We start from the raw sequence: 25721 nt of genomic DNA on the forward strand, positions 1-25721 counted from the left end.
TCACGCTGACTTACTGAGTAACTGCCCCGCAAGCGTTGCGATCTCATCGCCTTGCCACAGCTTCTCCCGCCAGCGGTGCGGGATACCTTCTACGCCGTACCACGCACCAGCCAGCTGCCCGGCAATCGCCGCGGTGGTATCCGCATCGTCGCCAAGGTTAGTCGCCAGCAGGATCGTCTCTTCGAAACTCTCCCCGTGAGCGAAGCACCAAAGCGCCGCCTCCAGGCTTTGCACGCAGTAACCGGTGCCAAACACTTCTGCACGCGATTTCTGTCGGTAATGCCCTTCGGCGATCTGGCGCAGAGTAGCCTGCTCCGGCCGCTGCGCAATATCCGTCAGCGTGTCGGATTTACTTTTGCCCTGCAGCGCATTGATAAGCATCTGCGCGAAGAGACGACAGCTGGCCAGCGCTTCCGGCGCAGCGTGCGTGGTCCGCGATGACGCTTCAGCAAACTCCAGCGCCTTTGGCACATCCGGGTAGTACCAGAGCACCACCGGTGCCAGCCGCATCAGTGAACCATTGCCCGCGGTGCGCGGATCGCTGGAACCGGCAAAGGGCTCGCCGTCGTGCGCAAAGCGCTGCAGCGCGGATGAGACGGTCATCCCGATATCAAAACAGCTGCCCGTGGAGCTTAGATAGCCCCACTTCCACCAGTTGAGATAGCGGTTCATCTGATCGTTCGCATCAAACCCTTTACAGGCGATCAGGCTATGCGCGAGGCAGAGCGCCATTGAGGTGTCATCCGTCCACTGCCCGGCTTTTAAATGAAACGGGCCGCCGCCGACCATGTCGGTGACCGGGGTAAAGCTCTCTCTGGGACTGAACTCTACCGTTGTGCCAACCGCATCTCCGGCCGCCAGGCCGAGAAGGCACCCCTGATAACGCGCAAGTAAATCCGACATCTTTTATCCTTATTTCAGGCAAGCCGTCAGGAGAAATCTGCCCACAGACGCAGCTTCCCGCAGTGGAGGCAGCGGAAGAGGTAGCCCTGACAGTCGCCGCCGTCGCGCAGATACTCCTGTAGTTTGTTGATATCCATACCAAAGGCCCGGCAATCGGCGTCCAGATCGGCAAACTGATCCAGCTTGTCGGCTATCTCGTTCCAGCCAACGTAACCGATAAAGGCGCAGAAATCATTGCAGTGCGCCAGCCAGTGTTCCTGCTGCCATCCGCAATAGCCGGGCGTGCGTTGCGTTAACTCAGCAACGGTCGCTTCCGGCCATGAACTGCTAAAGCCGGTAAATTCGCCCTCATCGTCAAACTCCCCTTCAACACCTTCAAGGCTGCAATCATCCTGAAATGTACCGTTGAATTTCTTTGCTGCTGAGCCATCGGCAATGCACCACGGGCAGAGCGTGTCGACCTCTTCAGCCGTAAAGAATGGGTTGGTGTAGTAGACATCTGTTGGCTGTGAGCAACAGGCGCAGGTCACGGTTTTGCCTTCAGAGAAGACGCCCGTTTCCAGGGGCTGTGGATGGTATTTGAATACCGGGAGAGGGCGATTATTCTGGTCCATAAAAACATCCTGTTTTGTAGGTAAGTTAGCGCGTAACAGACCACCCGCGAGCGCGCCATAATGCTGGCAGCTGTGCTAAGTCAGTAAATGTCGTCACTTTTGGGTGATCGATAGGTACGTTATGCGGGTCGGCGCAGAAGTAAAAGACTTCCATCCCTGCCGCAATGCCAGAGTGCGCTCCGGCGGCGGAATCATCCACCAGAATGCACTTCTCCGGCGAGACATCGAGTACCTCTGCTGCATGGTACATTAACGCCGGATCGGGCTTCCAGCGCTGGATGTCATAGCCACTAAACAGTTTTTCCGGAAAGTGGTGCAACATCCCAAGTTTGCCTAAAGAGTGTTGCATTTTGCTCACTGGCCCGTTAGAGACGACGCACATGGGTACGCTGACGGCATCAAGCAGCGCGCTGGCACCCGGAATCACCTCCAGCTCACTGTCGAACAGCCGCGCCACTTCGGCGCGATAAATCGGCTCCAGAGTGGCTTTATCCAGCGCTTTACCGTGCTCTTCACCAATAACATCAATAATTTCATACAGTTTCATGCCTTTGAATCGCTTAAAGACCTCTTCGAGATCCAGCGTAATGCCAACGGTCTGAAACATATGGACGTATGCGCGGGAACAGATGACTTCGCTATCGACCAGGGTGCCGTCACAGTCGAAAAAGATCGCTTCAATGTGGGACATGCCATTTCCTGTGATTACAAGTTTAACGATTACTTAACGCAGATTGCGGGACGCAATCGTTGCCGTATAAGCAAATTCAATGAAAAAAAGTGTGTGATAACCGTCAATACTGCCTCATTTTGGTATAGGATAGCGACGAATTTTCCCTCCTATTCCGGAAATTGATAATGAGCCAACAACAGACTTCCCAGGCCTCTCGCCCGGGATTGCTTGACCGCGTGTTCAAACTGCGTGACCACGGCACAACGGCGCGCACCGAAGTGATCGCCGGCTTCACGACGTTTTTAACGATGGTCTACATCGTTTTCGTTAACCCGCAAATTTTAGGCGTCGCCGGAATGGATACCAGCGCAGTTTTTGTCACCACCTGTCTGATCGCTGCGTTCGGCAGCACCCTGATGGGTCTGGTGGCTAACCTGCCGGTCGCGTTGGCACCGGCAATGGGATTAAACGCCTTCTTCGCCTTTGTCGTGGTTGGCGCGATGGGGCTCTCCTGGCAGGTTGGCATGGGCGCGATCTTCTGGGGGGCGGTCGGTCTGCTGTTGCTGACCCTCTTCCGCGTACGTTACTGGATGATTGCCAATATCCCGATGAGCCTGCGTGTCGGCATCACCAGCGGGATCGGCCTGTTTATCGGCATGATGGGTCTGAAGAATGCGGGTGTGATTGTCGCCAACAAAGAGACACTGGTCAGCATCGGTAACCTGACGTCGCACAGCGTGCTGCTGGGCATTCTTGGCTTCTTTATTATCGCTATCCTGGCGTCGCGCAATATTCACGCCGCGGTGCTGGTCTCTATCGTCGTGACCACGCTTCTGGGCTGGCTGCTGGGCGATGTGCAGTATCACGGGATTGTCTCTAAGCCGCCAAGCGTCATGTCGGTGGTGGGCAACGTCGATCTCGCCGGCTCCTTTAACCTGGCTCTGGCGGGCGTGATCTTCTCATTTATGCTGGTGAACCTGTTCGACTCCTCCGGGACGCTGATTGGCGTGACCGACAAAGCCGGGCTGGTGGATGAGAAGGGCAAATTCCCGCGCATGAAGCAGGCACTCTACGTTGACAGCATCTCCTCTGTGACCGGCTCCTTCTTCGGGACATCCTCGGTTACCGCTTATATTGAATCCTCTTCGGGGGTCTCTGTTGGCGGGCGTACCGGCCTGACGGCGGTGGTTGTTGGTTTGCTGTTCCTGCTGGTGATCTTCCTGTCGCCGCTGGCGGGAATGGTGCCGGGTTACGCGGCTGCGGGCGCGCTGATTTACGTTGGGGTGTTGATGACTTCAAGCCTGGCACGCGTGAAGTGGGACGATCTTACCGAAGCGGTGCCGGCGTTTATTACCGCCGTCATGATGCCGTTTAGCTTCTCCATCACCGAGGGGATCGCGCTCGGCTTTATCTCCTACTGCGTGATGAAAATCGGTACCGGCCGCCTGCGCGAGCTTAGCCCGTGCGTGATTGTCGTGGCGCTGCTGTTCCTGCTAAAAATCATCTTTATCGACGCGCACTAATCCCCTCTCCCTCTCCCGCTTCGGGGGAGGGAAAGCTTTACCCTCACACCTATTCAGATCAACGCTTTTTCGGCGGGCAGGCTGGTAAAACGCATCAGGCGGGAAGCCGGATCGTTGGCGCGGGTCTGCACATCTGTCAGGTAGTGCCACCCTTTCTGGCTGTCGAACTCCCAGATGCGCAGGCTTTCAATTGCTGGCGCGACCGCAACTGACCAAATCAGCACATCTTCGGCATCGCACATCACTTCTACCTGCGCATGCTGCATGACGCGAAGCCGTCCGGAGCCGGGCAGTAGCTGGAGCTGCATCGGGTCATCCTGCATCTGGTGGATCAGCTTCATCACGCTCTGGCGCAGCGTTAACAGCTGCGTTTGCGCTTCAATGGCATCGTTCTGGTTGTTTATCCACAGCTGCTCATTGTTGCTGAAGGTGTGCTTGTGCCCGTGCGGGCTATGGAAGCTGCGCGTCGCGCGCTGTAGCTCCATATCGAGGCCGCACTCGCCTTCGGTGGTAATGGCGACGCCAACCATATTCCCGGCATAGGCCAGTGAAAAGCTCGGCAGGCTGTTGTCGGCAAAGCGCGGTCGTCCGCTTTTCTCAACCACCATCTCCGGCAGTTCGCTGATGCCATAAAGCATAAACATCATCTCTGCGAGCAGCGCCCGGGAGGCGATATAACGGGAGCGGCGATGTTCCGGAAGTTGGCCGGCGGCATCAAGGCACGCCTGAGGGAGCCGGGTCGAGACGAGATGGCCTTCTGAGAGGATCCCTCTTGCAAAGTGTGTCGCCATTTTTCGCTCCGTGATAATGGGCTGCGTTAATGAAATCGATAATCGACATTATCGCCAGTGATGCATAGGTTTTAATGCGAAAAGCCCCATCTGAAAAGTCCTAAGGGGTGATATTTACACTTTCTTTCGTCAATAGGGAACACTTTCGGAAAAAGTGATGAAATGACGGCTAACGAGCGCTAAAACGCCCGCCAGCCGCGGGATGAAGGATTATTTACCAATACAGAAGCTTGAGAAAATCCTGCCCAGCAGGTCATCTGAAGTAAACTCGCCGGTGATCTCGCTCAGGCTCTGCTGCGCCAGCCGTAGCTCCTCTGCGAGCAGCTCGCCCGCCCAGGCGCCAAGCAGCTGCGCTTTGCCCTGTTGCAGATGCTCAGCGGCCATCTCCAGTGCCTGCAGATGACGACGGCGCGCAAGGAAGCCCCCCTCCATGCTGGTGTCAAAACCCATGCTCTGCTTGAGATGGTGACGCAGCACGTCTATCCCTTCGTTAGTTCGCGCAGAGAGGCGGACAAGTGAGTGATTGTTCACTTCGCTGATCCCCGGCTGCTCGCCGGTGACATCGGCTTTATTACGTACCACTGTGATCGGCAGTTTCGCCGGTAAACGGGCTATAAAATCAGGCCAGATATCCGCCGGATCGACGGCGTCAGTGGTCGTGCCGTCCACCATAAACAGCACGCGGTCCGCTTGCTCAATCTCCTGCCAGGCACGCTCAATCCCGATTCGCTCGACTTCGTCACTGGCTTCGCGCAACCCGGCGGTATCGATAATGTGCAGCGGCATACCGTCGATATGGATATGTTCACGCAGCACATCGCGTGTCGTGCCGGCGATATCGGTGACGATCGCCGCTTCTCGACCCGCCAGCGCGTTAAGCAGGCTCGACTTCCCGGCGTTCGGACGCCCGGCTATCACCACCTTCATCCCTTCACGCAGCAGGCTTCCCTGGCGCGCTTCGGCACGTACCGCATCCAGATCGCTTATCACATCATTGAGCTGTGCTTCGATTTTGCCATCGGAGAGAAAGTCGATCTCCTCGTCGGGGAAGTCAATTGCCGCTTCGACGTAGATACGCAGGTGAGTGAGTGCTTCCACCAGGTGGTTAACTCGGGCGGAAAAGGCACCCTGCAGAGAGTTGAGCGCCGAACGCGCGGCCTGCTCGGAGCTGGCGTCAATCAGGTCGGCGATCGCTTCTGCCTGCGCCAGATCGAGTTTGTCATTGAGAAAGGCGCGCTCAGAGAATTCGCCCGGTTTAGCAATGCGCAGGCCGGGCAGCGTCAGAATGCGCTTTAACAGCAGATCGAGGATCACCGGGCCGCCGTGGCCCTGCAGCTCCAGCACATCTTCACCGGTGAAGGAGTTGGGGCCGGGGAACCACAGCGCAATGCCCTGGTCCAGCGCGCTGCCGTCGGCGTCCTGAAACGCAAGATAGTCGGCATAACGCGGTTTCGGCAGCTTGCCCAGCACTGCCTGCGCCACGTCGCGCGCTTTCAGGCCGGAGATACGCAGGATGCCCACACCACCGCGTCCCGGTGGGGTTGCCTGGGCGACGATAGTGTCGTTATGGCTCATGGTTTGCCTCATTTTTTACTTATAAAAAAGGCGGTCAACCGACCGCCCTTTTTTAACATGTTACCGGGTGGCGCTTCGCTTACCCGGCTTGCTCTGGATCAGGAGCTCTTCTTCTCGCGGCTGTGGAGACCACGTTTCTCCAGACCACGGTAAATCAGCTGCTGCTGCAGAATGGTTACCAGGTTGCTGACGATGTAGTACAGCACCAGACCTGACGGGAACCACAGGAAGAATACCGTGAAGATGACCGGCATAAAGGTCATGATCTTCTGCTGCATCGGGTCGGTCACAGTGGTCGGCGACATCTTCTGAATGAAGAACATCGTTACGCCCATCAGGATCGGCAGGATGTAGTACGGGTCTTGCGCCGAGAGATCGTGGATCCACAGCGCAAACGGCGCATGGCGCAGCTCAACGGAGCCCATCAGCATGTAGTAGAGCGCAAGGAAGATTGGCATCTGGATCAGCAGCGGGAAGCAGCCGCCCAGCGGGTTCACTTTCTCCGCTTTGTACATCGCCATCATTTCCTGGCTCATACGCTGTTTATCATCGCCCAGACGCTCACGCATAGCCTGAATCTTCGGCTGCAGCATGCGCATTTTCGCCATCGAGGTGTACTGCGCTTTGGTCAGCGGGTACATGATGCCACGCACGATGAAGGTGATCGCGATGATGGAGAAGCCCCAGTTGCCGAGGAAGCTGTGGATCCATTTCAGCAGCTTAAACAGCGGCTGAGAGATGAACCACAACCAGCCGTAATCCACGGTCAGATCCAGGTGCGGCGCCGCAGCGGCCATCTTGTCCTGAATCTCCGGGCCGACCCACAGGGTGCTGTTCAGTACGCCAGTCTGGCCTGCTGCGATGGTAACCGGCTGAGATTTATAGCCGATTGCCGCAACGCCGTTGCCCAGATTCGCGGTATAGAAGTTATTTGCGCCGTCGTTACGTGGGATCCACGCCGTGGCGAAATATTGTTGCAGCATCGCAACCCAGCCGCCTTTTGAGCTGACATTCAGGTTTTCGTCATCAGCGATGGTGTCAAACTTGTACTTCTCATACTTGGTGTCCGGCGTGGAGTACGCCGCGCCGCGGAAGGTGTGCAGCGCAAAGTTGCTGCTGCCGGTATCGCGGTGAGAAGGGAGTTTGATGGTCTGCTTCAGCTGGCCAAAGGTGGCCACCTGCAGCGGTGTCGCACCGGCGTTTTTTACGCTGTAGCCAACGTTCACCGCATATTCACCGCGTTTCAGGGTGAAGGTTTTGGTGAAGGTGTTGCCAGCCGCATCGGTATAGGTCAGCGGGATCGCCAGCTCGTTCTGGCCTTCTGCCAGTACAAACGCATCTTTATCGACGTTATACAGCGGGCGTGGACCGTTTGCCGGGTTGTCCGGGCCGTTCTGGCCGGTCAGACCGCTCTGCGCCTGGTAGACAAACTCAGGCGTGGTTTCCAGTAACTGGAACGGTTCGGTGGCGCCCAGCTCTTTCGGATACGTCGGGAGCAGTGCCTGCTCAACATCACCACCACGGGTGTTGATGGTCAGCTCAAGCACATCGGTTTTAACCGTAATCAGTTTCCCCTGGCCACTGGCCGGAACGCTCTGGTCGGCTGCGTTACCCGCTGCGGTGGTCGTAGTCTGCGTGGTCTGCTGCTGCGCCGGAGGAGGATTTTGCTCCTTCTCCCACGTTTGCCAGATCATGAAAGACACGAACAACAAAGCGATGATAAAAAGATTGCGTTGCGAATCCATCGTTAGTGTTCTCTGGTTTTAGAAGGTCCTGGCGGGACGGGATCGTCGCCACCCGGGTGTAAAGGGTGGCATTTTAATACGCGTTTCACTGTCAACCAACTGCCTTTTAACACTCCAAACCTGCGCAATGCCTCAATTCCATAGTGAGAACAGGTAGGGGTGAAACGGCAGTGCGGCCCGAGTAGCGGACTAATCAGGCGTTGGTAGACCCGTATAAGGGCTATCAGGACCCTTGAGCCTGGCGACAATGGCGGCGCCATAATTTTTCCAACGCTTCCGTGAGAGCACGGTTATCGAGGTCGGCAACCCCTTTCTTTGCCACCACCACAAAATCCATGGCCGGCAGGTCATGTTGGTGCAAACGGAAACTTTCACGCGTCAGACGTTTAATCCGGTTGCGTTCATGTGCGCGTTTGACATTTTTCTTGGCGACGGTAAGACCGATACGGGGATGCCCCAGCGAATTCAGGCGGCCGAGGATGGTGATTTGCGGCGTGCCAGCCCGTTGTGGCTGCTGGAAGACGAATGTGAAATGAGTGGGAGTTAACAAACGTAACTCCCTGGGAAAAGCGAGCTTAACCACTCAGGGGTTAGCTTTTATTACTTGGAAACGGTCAGACGTGCGCGGCCTTTAGCGCGACGACGAGCCAGAACCTGGCGACCATTTTTAGTAGCCATACGAGCACGGAAGCCGTGAGAACGGTTGCGCTTCAGTACAGACGGTTGAAAAGTGCGTTTCATGGCGATTTCTACCTAAACTTGAATAAATTCACTGACTTTTGCGTATGCCCGAACGAATATCGAACGACCGGCGCGCAAGCCATGGGTAATTAAAGAGGCCGGATTGTAATAATTGTACACTCCGGAGTCAATTCTCTTTCCTTATAGCGCACGTATTTTTGCACAGATCTGCGCAGAAACTAAGCGGCTTCCGGCGCCTGAAAAGAGTAAGACGCGCCGGGGGCAGAATTATACGGGGCAAATGGCAAAGCGCAAGGATCCACCCGGATCTTCCTTAGATCGTTTATGGGATTATTCGGCTAAAACCATTTAATTTTCCAATATGCGGCCTAAATCTTCCCGCACCCGCGCCTGGATCGTTTACACTTAGCGCGTTCCGGATCGGCCTGTGGATAAATCGTGAAGAATCTGTGAGAAACAGAAGATCTCTTCCGCGGTTTACGCTATGATCCGCGGTCCCGATCGCGATCCAGGATCGCCTAAGGGCAAAAACCGTAAACAGCGGTTCGCACATCACCCCGCTGGGTCTTATCGATGTGTGTCAAAAAAGATTAATGTCTCTGTCTTTACTATTTATCGATTTACGTTCGAGTGGAGTCCGCCGTGTCACTTTCGCTTTGGCAGCAGTGTCTTGCCCGATTGCAGGATGAGTTACCAGCCACTGAATTTAGTATGTGGATCCGCCCGTTGCAGGCGGAACTGAGTGACAACACGCTGGCTTTGTATGCGCCAAATCGTTTTGTGCTTGATTGGGTAAGAGATAAATACCTTAATAATATCAACGGCCTGCTTAATGATTTCTGCGGGGCGGATGCGCCACAGCTGCGTTTTGAAGTGGGCGCTCGTCCGGCTAATCAGACGCTGAGAGAGCCTGCCACCGTCGCCGCGCCCGCGCAGGCGGCGCAGGTGGTGATTCCGCGCGCTGCGCCTGTCGCCCGTTCAGGCTGGGATAACGTGCCCGCTCCCGCGGAACCGACCTACCGCTCAAACGTTAACGTCAAGCACACCTTTGATAACTTCGTTGAAGGTAAGTCGAACCAGCTGGCTCGCGCGGCAGCCCGCCAGGTGGCAGATAATCCCGGCGGCGCATACAACCCGCTCTTTTTATATGGCGGCACTGGTCTCGGTAAAACGCACCTGCTGCATGCGGTAGGTAACGGCATTGTGGCGCGTAAGCCGAATGCCAAAGTGGTGTATATGCACTCCGAACGCTTTGTCCAGGACATGGTAAAAGCCCTGCAAAACAATGCGATCGAAGAGTTTAAACGCTACTACCGCTCCGTTGACGCCCTGCTGATCGATGATATTCAATTCTTTGCTAATAAAGAGCGATCCCAGGAGGAGTTCTTCCACACCTTTAACGCCCTGCTGGAAGGCAATCAGCAGATCATTCTCACCTCGGATCGTTATCCGAAAGAGATCAATGGTGTTGAGGATCGTCTAAAATCCCGCTTCGGCTGGGGGCTGACCGTGGCGATCGAACCGCCGGAGCTGGAAACCCGCGTTGCGATCCTGATGAAAAAGGCCGACGAGAACGATATCCGTCTGCCGGGTGAAGTGGCCTTCTTTATTGCCAAGCGCCTGCGTTCCAACGTGCGTGAGCTGGAAGGGGCGCTGAACCGCGTCATCGCCAATGCTAACTTTACCGGGCGCGCCATCACCATTGATTTCGTGCGCGAAGCGCTGCGCGATCTGCTGGCGCTGCAGGAGAAGCTGGTCACCATCGACAATATTCAAAAGACGGTGGCGGAGTATTACAAGATTAAGGTGGCAGATCTGCTGTCGAAGCGACGCTCCCGTTCCGTTGCCCGCCCGCGCCAGATGGCGATGGCGCTGGCCAAGGAGCTGACCAACCACAGCCTGCCGGAGATCGGCGATGCCTTTGGCGGCCGTGACCACACCACCGTACTGCATGCCTGCCGTAAGATTGAGCAGTTGCGTGAAGAAAGCCATGATATCAAAGAAGATTTTTCCAATTTAATCCGAACTCTCTCTTCGTGACGCTATGAAATTTACCGTTGAACGTGAACACTTATTAAAGCCGCTGCAACAAGTTAGCGGCCCGCTGGGCGGACGCCCGACGTTGCCTATTCTCGGTAATCTGCTGCTTCAGGTTACCGACGGCGCGCTCTCGCTGACCGGCACCGATCTTGAAATGGAGATGGTTGCCCGCGTGGCGCTTGTCCAGCCCCATGAACAGGGCGCGACAACCGTACCGGCACGTAAATTCTTCGACATCTGTCGAGGCCTGCCGGAAGGGGCGGAAATTGCGATGCAGCTGGAGGGTGAGCGCATGCTGATCCGTTCCGGGCGCAGCCGTTTCTCTCTCTCAACGCTGCCGGCGGCGGATTTCCCTAATCTGGATGACTGGCAAAGCGAAGTGGAGTTCACGCTGCCGCAGGCCACCATGAAACGCCTGATCGAAGCGACGCAGTTCTCGATGGCGCACCAGGATGTCCGTTACTACTTAAACGGCATGCTGTTTGAAACGGAAGGTGAAGAGCTGCGTACCGTCGCCACCGACGGTCACCGCCTTGCCGTCTGTTCAATGCCGATTGGGCAAACATTACCGAATCATTCGGTGATCGTGCCGCGTAAAGGTGTGATTGAGCTGATGCGTATGCTCGACGGTGGCGAAACGCCGCTGCGTGTGCAGATCGGCAGCAACAACATCCGCGCGCACGTCGGCGATTTTATCTTCACCTCGAAGCTGGTTGATGGTCGTTTCCCTGACTATCGCCGCGTATTGCCGAAAAACCCGGACAAAACGCTGGAAGCGGGCTGTGATTCGCTAAAGCAGGCTTTTGCCCGTGCGGCGATCCTCTCCAACGAGAAGTTCCGCGGTGTGCGTCTCTACGTCAGCGAGAACCAGATCAAAATCACTGCCAATAACCCGGAGCAGGAAGAAGCGGAAGAGTTTCTTGATGTCACCTACGGCGGTAGCGAAATGGAGATCGGCTTTAACGTCAGCTATGTGCTCGATGTGTTGAACGCGCTGAAGTGCGAAAACGTGCGCATTCTGCTGACCGACTCCGTTTCCAGCGTGCAGATTGAAGACGCGGCGAGCCAGAGCGCAGCCTATGTCGTTATGCCAATGCGGTTGTAGAAAATAGCGGGCTATCTTTCTGGTTACTCTGGCCTCGGGCAGCGCCCGCAATCTTTACGTACTTCAGTACGCTCCGGTTGCCGCGCGCTGGCCGTTACCAGGCTAACTGCGACGATACGCCCGGGTAATGAGTGAATCATGTCGCTAACCCGCTTACTGATTAAAGATTTCCGCAATATCGAAAGCGCGGATCTCGCGCTCTCCCCTGGTTTTAACTTTCTGGTGGGCGCTAACGGCAGCGGGAAAACCAGCGTGCTGGAGGCGATTTACACCCTCGGGCATGGTCGGGCGTTTCGCAGCCTGCAAATTGGCCGCGTTATTCGCCATGAGCAGGAGGCGTTTGTCCTGCACGGGCGTTTGCAGGCTGAGGCGCGCGAAATCGCCATTGGCCTGACCAAAGATAAGCTCGGTGACAGCAAAGTACGCATCGACGGCACCGACGGTCATAAAGTGGCGGAGCTGGCGCTGCTTATGCCAATGCAGCTGATTACCCCTGAAGGGTTTACCTTACTCAACGGCGGCCCTAAATACCGTCGCGCCTTTCTCGACTGGGGATGCTTCCACAACGAAAGCGGCTTTTTCACCGCCTGGAGCAACCTCAAGCGCCTGTTAAAACAGCGCAATGCCGCTTTACGCCAGGTGAGCCATTACGGCCAGCTGCGTCCGTGGGACAAAGAGCTTGTGCCGCTGGCCGAGCAGATCAGCCGCTGGCGCGCGGAGTACAGCGCCGCTATCGCGGAAGATATGGCCGACACCTGCCGGCAGTTCTTACCGGAATTTTCCCTGACCTTCTCTTTCCAGCGCGGCTGGGAGAAAGAGACCGATTACGAAGAGGTGCTGGCGCGCAGTTTTGAGCGCGACCGCATGCTCACTTATACCGCGCATGGCCCGCATAAAGCGGATTTCCGCATTCGTGCGGATGGCGCGCCCGTTGAAGACACCCTTTCGCGCGGGCAGTTAAAGCTCCTGATGTGCGCGCTGCGCCTGGCGCAGGGGGAGTTTTTAACCCGTGAAAGCGGGCGACGCTGTTTATACCTGATAGATGATTTTGCCTCGGAGCTTGATGACGAAAAGCGCGGGCTGTTAGCCAGCCGGTTAAAAGCCACCCAGTCACAGGTTTTCGTCAGCGCCATCAGCGCTGAACACGTTATGGACATGTCGGACAAAAATTCGAAGATGTTCACCGTGGAAAAGGGTAAAATAGCCGATTAACCCAAGTTGAAATGAGCGAGAAACGTTGATGTCGAATTCTTATGACTCCTCCAGTATCAAAGTCCTCAAAGGGCTGGATGCAGTGCGTAAGCGCCCGGGTATGTATATCGGCGATACGGATGACGGCACCGGTCTGCACCACATGGTATTCGAGGTAGTAGATAACGCTATCGACGAAGCGCTCGCAGGGTACTGTAAAGACATTATCGTCACCATTCACAGCGATAACTCTGTCTCCGTACAGGATGATGGTCGTGGTATTCCGACCGGCATTCACCCGGAAGAGGGCGTTTCCGCTGCGGAAGTGATCATGACCGTACTGCATGCGGGCGGTAAGTTCGACGATAACTCCTATAAAGTCTCCGGCGGTCTGCACGGCGTCGGCGTTTCAGTGGTCAACGCCCTGTCGCAGAAACTGGAGCTGGTTATCCAGCGCGATAACAAAGTTCACCGTCAGATCTACACCCACGGCGTGCCGCAGGCTCCGCTGGAAGTGACGGGCGAAACGGAAAAAACCGGTACCATGGTGCGTTTCTGGCCGAGCTACGAAACTTTCACCAACGTCATTGAATTTGAATACGAAATTCTGGCGAAACGCCTGCGCGAGCTCTCCTTCCTGAACTCCGGCGTGTCGATTCGCCTGCGCGACAAGCGCGACGGCAAAGAAGACCATTTCCACTATGAAGGCGGCATCAAGGCGTTTGTTGAGTACCTCAACAAAAACAAAACGCCGATCCACCCGAATATCTTCTATTTCTCCACCGAAAAAGACGGTATTGGCGTCGAAGTTGCGCTGCAGTGGAACGACGGTTTCCAGGAAAACATCTACTGCTTTACCAACAATATTCCGCAGCGCGACGGCGGTACCCACCTTGCAGGCTTCCGCGCGGCGATGACCCGTACGCTGAACGCCTATATGGATAAAGAGGGCTACAGCAAGAAAGCCAAAGTGAGCGCCACCGGTGATGATGCCCGTGAGGGCCTGATTGCGGTGGTGTCGGTGAAAGTGCCGGACCCGAAATTCTCCTCGCAGACCAAAGATAAGCTGGTCTCTTCGGAGGTGAAATCGGCGGTAGAACAGCAGATGAACGAACTGCTGGCCGAATACCTGCTGGAAAACCCGGGCGATGCGAAGATCGTGGTCGGCAAAATCATTGACGCTGCGCGTGCTCGTGAAGCGGCGCGTAAAGCGCGTGAAATGACCCGCCGTAAAGGCGCGCTCGATCTGGCCGGTCTGCCGGGCAAACTGGCGGATTGCCAGGAGCGTGACCCGGCGCTGTCCGAACTCTACTTAGTGGAAGGGGACTCCGCGGGCGGTTCTGCCAAACAGGGCCGTAACCGCAAAAACCAGGCGATTCTGCCGTTGAAAGGTAAAATCCTCAACGTCGAGAAAGCGCGCTTCGACAAGATGCTCTCCTCGCAGGAAGTGGCGACGCTTATCACCGCGCTCGGCTGCGGCATCGGTCGCGACGAGTACAACCCGGACAAACTGCGCTACCACAGCATCATCATCATGACCGATGCGGACGTCGATGGTTCGCACATCCGTACGCTGCTGTTGACCTTCTTCTATCGTCAGATGCCGGAAATCGTTGAGCGTGGCCATGTCTACATCGCGCAGCCGCCGCTCTACAAAGTGAAGAAAGGCAAGCAGGAGCAGTACATCAAAGATGACGAGGCGATGGATCAGTATCAGATCTCTATCGCGCTCGACGGCGCAACGCTGCACACCACCGAAGGCGCGCCTGCTCTGCAGGGTGAAGCGCTGGAGAAAATGGTTTCCGAGTACAACGCTGCGCAGAAGATGATTGGCCGCATGGAGCGCCGCTTCCCGCGCGCGCTGCTGAAAGAGCTGGTCTATCAGCCGACGCTGGCGGAAGCGGATCTCGCCGATGAGCGCACCGTTACGCAGTGGGTTTCCCAGCTCATCACTGTACTCAATGAGAACGAAGCCCATGGCAGCACCTGGAAATATGATGTCCGGGTGAACAGCGCGCTGAGCCAGTTCGAGCCGATTATTCGCGTGCGCACGCACGGCGTGGATACCGATTACCCGCTCGATCACGAATTTGTGACCGGCGGCGAATACCGTCGTCTCTGCACGCTTGGCGAGAAGCTGCGCGGCCTGATTGAAGAAGATGCCTATATCGAACGCGGCGAACGCCGCCAGCCGGTGACCAGCTTCGAGCAGGCGCTGGAGTGGCTGGTGAAAGAGTCCCGTCGCGGTCTCTCCATTCAGCGTTATAAAGGCCTCGGCGAGATGAACCCGGATCAGCTGTGGGAAACCACCATGGATCCGGAAAGCCGCCGCATGCTGCGCGTTACCGTGAAAGATGCGATTGCTGCCGATCAGCTCTTTACTACCTTAATGGGCGATGCCGTTGAACCGCGCCGCGCCTTTATCGAAGAGAACGCCCTGAAGGCGGCGAATATCGATATCTAAAGTGATCCTGCATTAAAAGGGGGATCCCGTATCCCCCTTTCTCTCCCCCTTTTCTCCCCGGCGCGCTGCTGTTTTTTGAGCGGAATCGCGTTAGCATGAGGTCAAACACTTCTCATCTGGGGATCTCATGGCTATTAAACTCATTGCAATCGATATGGACGGCACGCTGCTGCTGCCGGACCACACTATCTCTCCTGCGGTAAAAAATGCGATTGCCGCCGCGCGCGAACGCGGCATCAATGTCGTGCTGACCACCGGACGCCCTTACGCTGGCGTACACAGCTATATGAAAGAGCTGCATATGGAGCGGGAGGGTGACTATTGTATTACCTATAACGGCGCGCTGGTGCAGAACGCCAGCGACGGCAGTACCGTAGCGCAAACCACGCTGAGCTATGACGATTACCGCTATCTGGAACAACTCTCCCGCGACGTCGGCTCGCACTTCCACGCGCTGGATCGCAACACGCTCTACACCGCAAACCGCGATATCAGCCCCTACACCGTGCATGAATCCTTTGTGGCGACCATTCCGCTGGTCTTCTGTGAAGCAGAGAAGATGGACCCGCAGACCCAGTTCCTGAAAGTGATGATGATTGATGAACCGACGATCCTCGACCAGGCGATCGCCCGCATTCCACAGGAAGTGAAAGAGAAGTACACGGTGCTGAAAAGCGCCCCTTACTTCCTGGAAATCCTGCATAAAAGTGTCACCAAAGGTACCGGCGTCAAAGCCCTTGCCGATGTGTTAAACATCAAGCCGGAAGAGATTATGGCGATTGGCGATCAGGAAAATGATATCGCCATGATTGAGTTTGCAGGCGTTGGCGTGGCGATGGAAAACGCTATTCCGTCGGTGAAAGAGGCGGCAGATTTCGTCACCAAAACCAACCTCGAAGATGGCGTTGCTTACGCGATCGAGAAGTTCGCCCTCAACTAAGCCCTTCCCCCTCTTCCTGACCCGCGCCCTGCGCGGGTTTTTTTTTGCCCTGCACACCGTGCTGATAACAATTTGCTTACCAATTGTCGTTTTTGTGATCCAAATTGTAGTACAACACAAAGTGATTGTACTACGATTGCGGCATCCCTTGCGGGGAAGCCAGCATATTTGTACTTCAATGTTGAGGGAAATTGCGGCAGAGGCGATAAAGTAGTGGCCGAGAAACCGTTGCTAAGGACGCGTTATGACCATGAATAAAACTGACCGCATTATCGTCTCGCTGGGCCGCCAGATTATCAGCGGCAAATATGTCCCCGGTTCGGCGCTACCCGCCGAAGCAGAGCTGTGCGAAGAGTTTGAAACCTCGCGCAATATCATCCGCGAGGTCTACCGCGCGCTGATGGCCAAGCGGCTGATTGAAATGAAGCGTTATCGCGGCGCGTTTGTCGCCCCGCGTAACCAGTGGAACTACCTCGACACCGAGGTGCTGCAATGGGTGCTGGAGCATGACTACGACCCGCGCTTAATCAGCGCGATGAGTGAAGTGCGAAACCTGGTGGAACCGGCCATCGCCCGCTGGGCGGCGGAACGCGCCACCTCCAGTGACCTGGCGAATATTGAGTCGGCGCTCAACGACATGATCGCCAACAACCAGCATCGGGACGCCTTTAACGAAGCCGATATCCGCTACCACGAAGCGGTACTGCAATCGGTGCACAACCCGGTGCTGCAACAGTTGAGTGTGGCCATTAGCTCACTGCAACGGGCGGTATTTGAACGGACCTGGATGGGCGATGAGGCGAACATGCCGAAAACCCTGCAGGAACATAAGGCGCTGTTCGATGCGATTCGGCATCAGGACAGCACAGCGGCAGAGCAGGCGGCGCTCACCATGATCGCCAGCTCAACACGAAGGTTGAAGGAAATTACATGACGGCTCGCTACATCGCAATCGACTGGGGATCCACCAACCTACGCGCCTGGCTTTTTCAGGATGGCGTTTGCCTGGAGAGCAGGCAGTCTGAGGCAGGGGTAACCCGTCTCAATGGCCGATCCCCCGAAGCGGTGTTAGCAGAAGTGACCGATGGCTGGAGCAGCGACACCGTGCCGGTTGTGATGGCGGGCATGGTCGGCAGTAACGCGGGCTGGAAAATCGCCCCCTATCTGCCGTGCCCGACCGCGCTGGACGGCATCGGCGAGCGCCTCACCCAGGTGAAAGAGCGTGTCTGGATCATCCCCGGCCTGTGCGTCTCCAGCGATGACAACCACAACGTGATGCGCGGCGAAGAGACCCAACTGCTCGGCGCCAGCGAGCTTGCCCCCGCCGCGTTGTATGTGATGCCCGGCACCCACTGCAAGTGGGTCGAAGCCGATAAGCATCAGATCCGTGATTTTCACACCGTAATGACCGGTGAGCTGCATCATCTCCTGCTGCGCCACTCGCTGGTGGGCGCAGGCTTGCCTGAGCAAACCGCCAGTGATGATGCCTTCGACGCAGGCCTGGCGCGCGGCCTCGCGTCACCTGAGATCCTGCCGCAGCTTTTTGAAGTTCGTGCCGCCCATGTGCTGAGTTCCCTCGCGCGTGAAGAAGTGAGCGAATTCCTTTCGGGTCTGCTGATTGGCGGTGAGGTGGCGACCATGAACGCCCGCTTCGCCGGTTTGCAGGCAATCACGCTGGTCGCCAGCCCGTCTCTTTCCGCCCGTTATCAGCGCGCGTTTCGCGCCATCGGGCGGGCGGTAAATACGCTGGATGGCGACACGGCATTTCAGGCAGGTATCAGGAGGATTGCCCATGCAGTGGCAAACTAAGCTTCCGCTGATCGCTATTTTACGTGGCATCACCCCGGATGAGGCGCGCACGCACGTCGCCGCCATACTCGACGCAGGTTTCGACGCCGTGGAGATCCCGCTTAACTCACCCGAATGGGAGACCAGCATTGGGGATATCGTAGCGAATTTCGGCGATCGTGCACTGATTGGCGGCGGTACGGTGCTGAAACCGGAGCAGGTTGATCGGCTGGCAGAGATGGGTTGCAAATTGATTGTTACGCCCAATACGCAGCCCGAAGTGATCCGCCGCGCGGTCAGCCACGGCATGACCGTCTGCCCGGGCTGCGCTACCGCCAGTGAAGCCTTCACGGCGCTGGAAGCCGGTGCGCAGGCGCTGAAAATTTTCCCCTCCTCCGCCTTTGGCCCGGATTACATCAAAGCGCTGAAAGCGGTTTTGCCCGCGGACGTACCGGTGTTTGCCGTTGGCGGCGTGACGCCGGAAAACCTGCACCAGTGGCTGCAGGCAGGCTGTGTTGGCGCCGGGCTGGGCAGCGATCTCTATCGCGCCGGGCAGCCGTTGAGCCGCACCATCGAGCAGGCGAAAGCATTTGTTAACGCGTATCAAGAGGCTGTGCAATGAAGATAACCAAACTGACGACTTACCGCTTACCGCCGCGCTGGATGTTCTTAAAAATCGAAACCGATGAAGGTGTAGTCGGCTGGGGCGAGCCGGTGATCGAAGGGCGTGCGCGCACCGTTGAAGCGGCAGTGCATGAGCTGGGCGACTACCTGATTGGTCAGGACCCCTCCCGTATCAACGACTTGTGGCAGGTGATGTACCGGGCCGGTTTCTATCGTGGCGGCCCGATCCTGATGAGCGCCATCGCCGGAATTGACCAGGCGCTGTGGGATATCAAAGGTAAAGTGCTTAACGCGCCGGTCTGGCAGCTAATGGGCGGCCTGGTGCGCGACAAAATCAAAGCCTACAGCTGGGTCGGCGGTGACCGCCCGGCAGAGGTGATTGATGGCATCAAAACCCTGCGCACCATCGGCTTTGACACCTTTAAATTAAACGGCTGCGAAGAGTTAGGCATTATCGATGATTCACGCAAAGTCGATGCGGCAGTCACTACCGTGGCGCAAATCCGCGAGGCGTTTGGCAACGATATTGAGTTTGGTCTCGATTTTCACGGTCGCGTTAGCGCGCCCATGGCGAAAGTGCTGATTAAAGAGCTGGAGCCTTATCGCCCGTTGTTTATTGAAGAGCCGGTGCTGGCCGAGCAGGCGGAGTATTACCCGCGCCTCGCCGCGCAAACCCATATTCCCATTGCCGCCGGTGAACGAATGTTTTCGCGCTTCGAATTTAAGCGCGTGCTGGAAGCGGGCGGCATTGCGATTTTGCAGCCGGATCTCTCCCACGCGGGCGGCATTACCGAGTGCTACAAAATTGCCGGTATGGCGGAAGCTTACGATGTGGCGCTGGCCCCGCACTGCCCGCTCGGCCCGATAGCACTCGCTGCCTGTCTGCACGTCGACTTCGTCTCGCACAATGCGGTGTTCCAGGAGCAGAGCATGGGCATTCACTACAACAAAGGCGCCGAACTGCTCGACTTCGTGAAGAACAAAGAGGACTTCAATATGGAAGGGGGCTTCTTTAAGCCACTGATGAAGCCGGGTCTTGGCGTAGAGATCGACGAAGAGAAAGTGATTGAGTTGAGTAAAAGTGCGCCGGACTGGCGTAACCCGGTGTGGCGGCATGCGGACGGCACCGTCGCCGAATGGTAATTGGCCGGATGGCAATAACGTTTATCCGGCCTGCATAACGATTTAGCGCATTCAGAACATCAAAAATAATTTTTTCCTACACCCTCTGTATTTAACAGGGCATGGTGAGCGGCTTCGCCATGCCCAAAACCCGGAGACAGACAGTTATGGATATTTCTGTAACGACTGCAAAAACAGGGCGTCGGCGCTATTTGACGCTGCTGATGATCTTTATCACGGTGGTTATTTGTTATGTTGACCGCGCCAACCTGGCCGTGGCCTCTGCCCATATCCAGCAGGAGTTCGGTATTACCAAAGCGGAGATGGGCTACGTCTTTTCCGCCTTCGCCTGGCTCTATACTCTCTGCCAGATCCCCGGCGGCTGGTTCCTTGACCGCGTCGGTTCGCGTCTCACCTACTTCATCGCTATTTTTGGCTGGTCGGTCGCCACGCTATTTCAGGGGTTCGCCACGGGTCTGCTGTCGCTGATTGGCCTGCGTGCCATCACCGGGATTTTCGAAGCGCCCGCTTTCCCGACCAATAACCGTATGGTGACCAGCTGGTTCCCTGAGCAGGAGCGCGCCTCGGCGGTGGGGTTCTACACCTCCGGGCAGTTTGTCGGGCTGGCTTTTCTCACGCCGCTGCTGATCTGGATCCAGGAGCTGCTGAGCTGGCACTGGGTGTTTATCGTCACCGGCGGCATCGGCATTATCTGGTCGCTGATCTGGATTAAGGTCTACCAGCCGCCGCGCCTGACCAAAAACATCAGCCAGGCGGAGCTGGAGTACATCAAAGCGGGCGGTGGCCTGATTGATGGCGACGCGCCGGTGAAAAAAGAGGCGCGCCAGCCGCTGACCAAAGCGGAGTGGAAACTGGTATTCCACCGCAAACTGGTTGGCGTCTATCTCGGCCAGTTCGCCGTCACCTCAACGCTCTGGTTCTTCCTCACCTGGTTCCCGAACTACCTGACGCAGGAGAAGGGCATCACCGCGCTGAAAGCCGGGTTTATGACCACCGTGCCGTTCCTGGCGGCCTTCTTTGGTGTGCTGCTCTCCGGCTGGGTCGCCGATACGCTGGTGAAAAAGGGCTATTCACTGGGCGTCGCGCGTAAAACGCCGATTATCTGCGGCCTGCTTATCTCCACCTGTATCATGGGCGCGAACTACACCAACGACCCGATGTGGATTATGGCGCTGATGGCGCTGGCCTTCTTCGGTAACGGGTTTGCTTCGATCACCTGGTCGCTGGTGTCGTCGCTGGCGCCGATGCGCCTGATTGGCCTGACCGGTGGTGTGTTTAACTTTGTCGGCGGGCTGGGCGGCATCACGGTGCCGCTGGTGATTGGCTACCTGGCGCAGGATTATGGCTTTGGCCCGGCGCTGGTCTATATCTCCGCCGTGGCGCTGATTGGCGCGCTCTCCTACATTTTGCTGGTTGGCGATGTGAAGCGAGTAGGCTAACGCCGCGCAATCTTATACCCTGAGGCCTGTTTATGGCTTCAGGGTACTTTCATGAAACAGCTCACCTTCGCCCCGCGCAATCATCAACTCACCAATATCAACACCTGGACGGCGGACAGCCAGTGGCTGGTGTTCGATGTGCGCCCCTCCGGTGCCTCCTTTACCGGCAAAACCATTGAACGCGTCAACGTTCATTCTGGCGACGTTGAGGTGATCTATACCGCCACGAGCGGCGCGCATGTCGGCGTGGTGACCGTTCACCCTGAAAGGCCGGAGTATCTGTTCATTCACGGTCCGGAAAACCCGGATGCAGAGTGGCAGTACGATTTCCACCATCGACGCGGCGTGATAACGGCACAGGGCCGCACAACCAATCTCGATGCGCTAGATATCACTGCGCCTTACACGCCCGGCGCGCTGCGCGGCGGCTCGCATGTGCATGTCTTTAGCCCGAACGGGCAGAACATCAGTTTTACCTATAACGATCACGTAATGCATGAACGCTCTCCGGCGCTCGATCTGCGCAACGTTGGCGTAGCGGTGCCGTTTGGCCCGGTGACGCCGCCCTGTACCCATCCGCGAGAATATGCCGGCAGCCACTGGTGCGTGCTGGTGAGCCGCACGACGCCCACGCCTGCGCCCGGCAGTGATGAGATCAATCGCGCGTATGAAGAGGGCTGGGTCGGCAACCAGCGGCTGGCATTTATTGGCGATACGCTCTCCGTTAGCGGCGAAAAAGTGCCGGAGCTGTTTATTGTCGAGCTTCCCAATGGTGAACAGGGCTGGAAAACCGCGGGCGATGCGCCGCTTGCCGGCACAGAGCAGACGCTGCCTGCACCGCCAAAAGGCGTACAGCAACAGCGCCTTACTTTCACCCATCAACGGCGTTATCCGGGATTGGTCACGACGCCGCGCCACTGGGTACGCAGCAACCCGCAGGCGAGCGAGATTGCCTTTTTAATGCGTGATGACAACGGCGTTGTGCAGATCTGGTTAATCAGCCCGGAGGGCGGCGAGCCGCGGCAGTTAACCCACAGCGAGAGAGGGGTGCAGTCGGCGTTTAACTGGCACCCTTGCGGCGATGCGCTGGGGTTTGTGCTGGATAACCGCATTGCGCTGTGCGACGCGGTGCGCGGAGAGATAACCTTTTTGACGGCCGATCACGCTAACCCCCCTTGCGGGGATGCGGTGGTCTTCTCACCGGATGGTAAGCAGATAGCCTGGATGGAAGAGGCTGACGGTTTCCGCCAGCTCTGGATGACGCAGACCGGTTGCTAAATCAGTGCACCGGCATCGGCGCGGGCGGAATCAGGGCGTTAATCGCCTCGTTTTCCCGCTCGCTCTTTTCGACTCTCGCTTTCACCGAGTTATCTCTGCGAAAGAGATCCCAGGGTATTAACAGCGTGTCGAGAAGGGCGGTAAAGGGCATATCCAGCGCCACCAGCGATTTCATGCCGATGCCGGTATCGTCATCGGAAATCATCGACGAACTCGCTTTTGTGCCGGGATAAAGCCCCTCTTTGCCGCCCGTATGCGACATCACGCTGGAACAGCCCGAGACCATCACTCCGCAAACCAGTGCAGAAACTATAAAACGCGTTTTCATCATCGATTAATCATCGTTGTTTATTGTCTGAATGCTGTCACGGCGTTTATAGCCCTACGCCAGCGAAAACAACAGCATTCGCACTCCGCTCTGTGGTGGCATTCGCACTTTAACCCTTTGTGCGGTCCCCCCCAGTCTATGCCCTGACAGAGAAAGTGCAAAAAAAGTCAAAAATTTGCCCTTGAAAAAATCTCCTGCAACCACACTTTATCACTGTAGCCGAACAACACGCCGCAAGGGTGTTGGGCTATATGGCATGAAGATCGGTCCATTATGGAAGGTCTTACACACTCGCTGATTTCAGGAGCTTTAACTATGCGTAATTTTGATCTCTCCCCGCTTTATCGTTCAGCTATCGGTTTTGATCGCCTGTTTAACCTGCTGGAAAACAACCCGAACCAGAGCAATAACGGTTACCCTCCGTACAACGTTGAGTTAGTGGATGAAAACCACTACCGCATTGCTATCGCCGTGGCCGGCTTCGCTGAAAGCGAACTGGATATTACTGCCCAGGATAACCTGCTGGTGGTGAAAGGCTCCCACGCTGCTGAACAGAAAGAGCGCTCCTATCTCTACCAGGGTATCGCCGAACGTAACTTCGAGCGTAAATTCCAGCTGGCAGAAAATATTCAAATCAAAGGCGCCAACCTGGTGAACGGCCTGCTCTATATCGAACTGGAGCGCGTTATCCCGGAAGAGAAAAAACCGCGCCGTATCGAAATTAACTAATTACGTCGGGTCGCTCACGCGGCCCACTCCCGAGATGCTCGCCGACTGGGGGCATATGTGAGCCGAAAGCTCGCAGGTATTCACTCGCTTCTTTGAAGGAGAAACACAATGCGTAACTACGATTTATCCCCGCTTCTGCGTCAGTGGATTGGCTTCGACAAACTGGCAAACGCCCTGCAAACCACTAATGTCGATCAGCAGGCGTTCCCGCCTTACAACATCGAAAAGAGCGACGACAACCACTATCGCATTACCCTTGCGCTGGCCGGTTTCCGCCAGCAAGAGCTCGATATCCAGCTGGAAAATGGTCGGCTGACCATTAAAGGTACGCCGGAAAAACCGGCCAACGAACCGAAATGGCTCCATCAGGGACTGGTCATCCAGCCCTTTACCCTGAGCTTTACGCTGGCCGATTTTATGGAGGTCTCCGGCGCAACGTTTGTTAACGGCCTGCTGCATATCGATCTGCTGCGCAACGTGCCCGAAAGCGCCGAACCGCAACGCATCGCCATCAGCTCGCGCCCGGCGTTGAATAGCTAATCGGGCCGGCAAACCCACTGCCTGATGGCGCTTCGCTTATCAGGTCTTCAGAAAGGCTCCGCATGCGGAGCCTTTTTATTTATGCGTGTACGCGCTGCAAAAAGCGCTGGCGCCACGGTTTCAGCACAAAAAAGGCGAGCAGCGCGCAGAGAATATCCAGCGTAATCGCGCAGCCAAACACCAGGTTCCAGCTGCCGGTCTGCTGATAGAGCAGCGCCGCCAGCGGGCCACCGAAGATCGAGCCAATCCCCTGCGAGATATAGAGCCAGCCATAGTTTGAGGTGGCATGCTCTGTTCCGAAGGTGTCGGTGAGGGTTGCCGGAAAGAGCGAGAAGATTTCACCCCAGCCGAAAAAGACCACCCCGGAGAGCAGCACAAACAGCAGCGGATCGTCTTTACACAAAAGCCATAGCGCCATCGCGCACCCTTCCAGACCGAAGGCGACAAACATCATGTTTTCGCGCCCAATCCGATCCGAGATATAGCCGCACACCGGGCGCGTTAAGCCATTCATAAACCGGTCAATCGTCATCGCCAGCGGCAGTGCCGCCATGCCGAACACCGTTACGGCGGTAATGCCGAAATCGTCGGCGAAGATCGCCATCTGTGAGGTGACCATCAGCCCGGAGGTGGACATCATGGTCATCATCACAAACATCAGCCAAAAGAGTGGCTTGCGCAGCATCTCTTTCGGCGCGAAGCTCTTCTCGCTCATTTTCAGCGGACTATCTACCGGCTGGGCGCTGGCGTGCTGCGGCGCACGCAATCCCTGGCTGGCGATAAAACCCACTGCGGCCATCAGCAGGCCGAACTGCCACAGCGTGCTCTCCAGCCCTTTAGCGGCCAGCGATTGCGTCACCGGAAAAGTGGTGAGGATTGCGCCCATACCGTAGCCTGCCGCCACCATCCCTGTGGCAAAGCCGCGTTTTTCGGGGAACCAGCGCACCATCAAACCGACCACGCCGATATAGACAATGCCGGTGCCGAGACCGCCGATCACGCCGTAAAAGAGATAGAGCCCCGTCAGGCTGCTGATGTTCGCGGTCAGCATCCAGCTCGCGCCGCTCAGCACGGTACCAATGGCAATCAACCGGCGCGGGCCAAACTTATCAATCAGCTTGCCCTGGAAGGGGGAAAAGAAGGTTTGCAGAATAATCAGCAGTGAGAAGGTGAGCTGGATCTCCGCCAGCGGAACGCCGAGTTTCGCCATAAACGGCTTTGCCAGCAGCGCCCAGACATATTGCGGGCTGGAGATGGAGATCATGCACAGTAAGCCCAGCGCCAGTTGCACCCATTTCTTCGACGGGCTTGCTACCACTACGCTGGTTAAGGTTGTATTTGTCATTCTGCCACCCTGTTGTTAACAAAAGTGGAGTTTTGCATTAACCGTGCCATAACCTGCCAGGGCGCGAAGCGTCAGGAAATCCTTATCAGGCACAGGGCTTCGCCCGTGAATAAATAGCGGCGAGGATGCGTTAATTAAGAGCAGCTTCATGTCATGTGGTGCGTTATTCGCCACATAAGAGGGCGCAAATAGCCCTGCACTTTGTGCGCCATCGCCCATAAAACGCCCCTCATCTCTGCGA

The 25721-nt window shown here is 56.6% G+C and carries 26 protein-coding genes and 1 other annotated feature; of the genes, 14 read left to right on the forward strand and 12 right to left on the reverse strand.

Annotated elements, in window-relative coordinates; genetic code table 11:
• The 3 genes from PU683_RS00995 to yieH are packed head-to-tail and all read right to left on the reverse strand — an operon-like array spanning position 1 to position 2208.
• On the reverse strand, positions 1-903 hold the full coding sequence (locus PU683_RS00995; RefSeq protein WP_277169698.1) for an ADP-ribosylglycohydrolase family protein: 903 nt from the start codon (positions 901-903) through the stop codon (positions 1-3).
• 26 nt (positions 904-929) lie between these two features.
• Positions 930-1517, reverse strand: coding sequence for a PF03691 family colicin E2 tolerance protein CbrC (gene cbrC, locus PU683_RS01000; RefSeq protein WP_277169699.1), 588 nt, complete (start codon positions 1515-1517; stop codon positions 930-932).
• Between the two features lie 25 nt (positions 1518-1542).
• Positions 1543-2208: a 6-phosphogluconate phosphatase gene (gene yieH, locus PU683_RS01005; protein WP_277169700.1), complete on the reverse strand. Its 666-nt coding sequence runs from the start codon at positions 2206-2208 to the stop codon at positions 1543-1545.
• 167 nt (positions 2209-2375) lie between these two features.
• Here yieH and PU683_RS01010 point away from each other — a divergent pair, with 167 nt between their 5' ends.
• Positions 2376-3713 (forward strand): NCS2 family permease, encoded by a 1338-nt coding sequence (locus PU683_RS01010; protein ID WP_277169701.1) that lies wholly within the window; start codon positions 2376-2378, stop codon positions 3711-3713.
• Between the two features lie 53 nt (positions 3714-3766).
• Here PU683_RS01010 and PU683_RS01015 read toward each other — a convergent pair whose 3' ends face one another.
• The 6 genes from PU683_RS01015 to rpmH form a co-directional block, all read right to left on the reverse strand.
• On the reverse strand, positions 3767-4504 hold the full coding sequence (locus PU683_RS01015) for a 4'-phosphopantetheinyl transferase family protein (RefSeq protein WP_277169702.1): 738 nt from the start codon (positions 4502-4504) through the stop codon (positions 3767-3769).
• Between the two features lie 210 nt (positions 4505-4714).
• A complete protein-coding gene (mnmE, locus tag PU683_RS01020) occupies positions 4715-6079 on the reverse strand; it encodes a tRNA uridine-5-carboxymethylaminomethyl(34) synthesis GTPase MnmE (protein ID WP_277169703.1) in 1365 nt (454 codons plus the stop codon).
• Between the two features lie 98 nt (positions 6080-6177).
• Positions 6178-7824, reverse strand: a complete 1647-nt coding sequence (yidC, locus tag PU683_RS01025) for a membrane protein insertase YidC (RefSeq protein ID WP_277169705.1) — start codon at positions 7822-7824, stop codon at positions 6178-6180.
• A gap of 2 nt (positions 7825-7826) precedes the next feature.
• Positions 7827-8084, reverse strand: coding sequence for a membrane protein insertion efficiency factor YidD (yidD, locus tag PU683_RS01030; protein ID WP_076769289.1), 258 nt, complete (start codon positions 8082-8084; stop codon positions 7827-7829).
• A complete protein-coding gene (rnpA, locus tag PU683_RS01035; RefSeq protein WP_076769290.1) occupies positions 8048-8407 on the reverse strand; it encodes a ribonuclease P protein component in 360 nt (119 codons plus the stop codon). Before rnpA ends, yidD begins: the two co-directional genes overlap by 37 nt.
• A gap of 17 nt (positions 8408-8424) precedes the next feature.
• Positions 8425-8565, reverse strand: a complete 141-nt coding sequence (gene rpmH / locus PU683_RS01040) for a 50S ribosomal protein L34 (protein WP_000831330.1) — start codon at positions 8563-8565, stop codon at positions 8425-8427.
• Positions 8566-9168: 603 nt separating this feature from the next.
• On the opposite strand from rpmH, the gene dnaA reads away from it, so the two are divergent.
• From dnaA to PU683_RS01095, 11 genes are all read left to right on the forward strand, one after another.
• The gene (dnaA, locus tag PU683_RS01045; RefSeq protein WP_277169706.1) at positions 9169-10566 is read left to right on the forward strand and encodes a chromosomal replication initiator protein DnaA; all 1398 of its coding nucleotides are present in this window, start codon (positions 9169-9171) and stop codon (positions 10564-10566) included.
• 4 nt (positions 10567-10570) lie between these two features.
• On the forward strand, positions 10571-11671 hold the full coding sequence (gene dnaN / locus PU683_RS01050; RefSeq protein WP_054803533.1) for a DNA polymerase III subunit beta: 1101 nt from the start codon (positions 10571-10573) through the stop codon (positions 11669-11671).
• A 138-nt stretch (positions 11672-11809) separates the two neighbouring features.
• The gene (gene recF, locus PU683_RS01055) at positions 11810-12883 is read left to right on the forward strand and encodes a DNA replication/repair protein RecF (protein WP_277169708.1); all 1074 of its coding nucleotides are present in this window, start codon (positions 11810-11812) and stop codon (positions 12881-12883) included.
• A 28-nt stretch (positions 12884-12911) separates the two neighbouring features.
• A complete protein-coding gene (gene gyrB / locus PU683_RS01060) occupies positions 12912-15326 on the forward strand; it encodes a DNA topoisomerase (ATP-hydrolyzing) subunit B (RefSeq protein ID WP_277169709.1) in 2415 nt (804 codons plus the stop codon).
• A 127-nt stretch (positions 15327-15453) separates the two neighbouring features.
• Positions 15454-16266 (forward strand): sugar-phosphatase, encoded by an 813-nt coding sequence (gene yidA, locus PU683_RS01065; protein ID WP_277169710.1) that lies wholly within the window; start codon positions 15454-15456, stop codon positions 16264-16266.
• Between the two features lie 244 nt (positions 16267-16510).
• Positions 16511-17200 carry a D-galactonate utilization transcriptional regulator DgoR gene (gene dgoR, locus PU683_RS01070; protein WP_277169711.1) on the forward strand — a complete coding sequence of 230 codons (690 nt, stop codon included), beginning with the start codon at positions 16511-16513 and terminating at the stop codon, positions 17198-17200.
• A complete protein-coding gene (locus PU683_RS01075; RefSeq protein ID WP_277169712.1) occupies positions 17197-18075 on the forward strand; it encodes a 2-dehydro-3-deoxygalactonokinase in 879 nt (292 codons plus the stop codon). Before dgoR ends, PU683_RS01075 begins: the two co-directional genes overlap by 4 nt.
• Positions 18059-18676: a 2-dehydro-3-deoxy-6-phosphogalactonate aldolase gene (locus tag PU683_RS01080; RefSeq protein ID WP_277169713.1), complete on the forward strand. Its 618-nt coding sequence runs from the start codon at positions 18059-18061 to the stop codon at positions 18674-18676. The genes PU683_RS01075 and PU683_RS01080 overlap by 17 nt, the downstream gene beginning before the upstream one ends.
• Positions 18673-19821 (forward strand): galactonate dehydratase, encoded by a 1149-nt coding sequence (gene dgoD / locus PU683_RS01085; protein WP_277169714.1) that lies wholly within the window; start codon positions 18673-18675, stop codon positions 19819-19821. The genes PU683_RS01080 and dgoD overlap by 4 nt, the downstream gene beginning before the upstream one ends.
• A 101-nt stretch (positions 19822-19922) precedes the next feature.
• Complete coding sequence (locus PU683_RS01090) at positions 19923-21260, forward strand: MFS transporter (RefSeq protein ID WP_277169715.1); 1338 nt, start codon at positions 19923-19925, stop codon at positions 21258-21260.
• 51 nt (positions 21261-21311) lie between these two features.
• Entirely contained in the window at positions 21312-22538 is a 1227-nt protein-coding gene (locus tag PU683_RS01095; protein ID WP_277169716.1) for a YidR family protein, read from the forward strand.
• A gap of 1 nt (position 22539) precedes the next feature.
• Here PU683_RS01095 and PU683_RS01100 read toward each other — a convergent pair whose 3' ends face one another.
• A complete protein-coding gene (locus tag PU683_RS01100; RefSeq protein ID WP_277169717.1) occupies positions 22540-22869 on the reverse strand; it encodes a YceK/YidQ family lipoprotein in 330 nt (109 codons plus the stop codon).
• A 247-nt stretch (positions 22870-23116) separates the two neighbouring features.
• Positions 23117-23188 (forward strand) — a sequence feature (ROSE (Repression Of Heat Shock gene Expression) occurs in the 5'-region of heat shock genes and acts as an RNA thermometer to modulate expression.).
• Between PU683_RS01100 and ibpA the strand changes: the two genes are divergently transcribed.
• Positions 23182-23595 carry a small heat shock chaperone IbpA gene (gene ibpA, locus PU683_RS01105; RefSeq protein WP_042715112.1) on the forward strand — a complete coding sequence of 138 codons (414 nt, stop codon included), beginning with the start codon at positions 23182-23184 and terminating at the stop codon, positions 23593-23595. (Overlaps the previous feature by 7 nt.)
• A 108-nt stretch (positions 23596-23703) precedes the next feature.
• The gene (gene ibpB / locus PU683_RS01110; protein ID WP_042715111.1) at positions 23704-24135 is read left to right on the forward strand and encodes a small heat shock chaperone IbpB; all 432 of its coding nucleotides are present in this window, start codon (positions 23704-23706) and stop codon (positions 24133-24135) included.
• 79 nt (positions 24136-24214) lie between these two features.
• Here ibpB and oxlT read toward each other — a convergent pair whose 3' ends face one another.
• Positions 24215-25480, reverse strand: coding sequence for an oxalate/formate MFS antiporter (gene oxlT / locus PU683_RS01115; RefSeq protein WP_277169718.1), 1266 nt, complete (start codon positions 25478-25480; stop codon positions 24215-24217).
• A gap of 15 nt (positions 25481-25495) precedes the next feature.
• Entirely contained in the window at positions 25496-25699 is a 204-nt protein-coding gene (locus tag PU683_RS01120) for a hypothetical protein (protein ID WP_277169719.1), read from the reverse strand.
• Positions 25700-25721 lie beyond the last annotated feature (22 nt).

This window comes from Candidatus Kosakonia sp. 282A-S69, assembly GCF_029433855.1.
GTDB classification, from domain to species: domain Bacteria; phylum Pseudomonadota; class Gammaproteobacteria; order Enterobacterales; family Enterobacteriaceae; genus Kosakonia; species Kosakonia cowanii_A.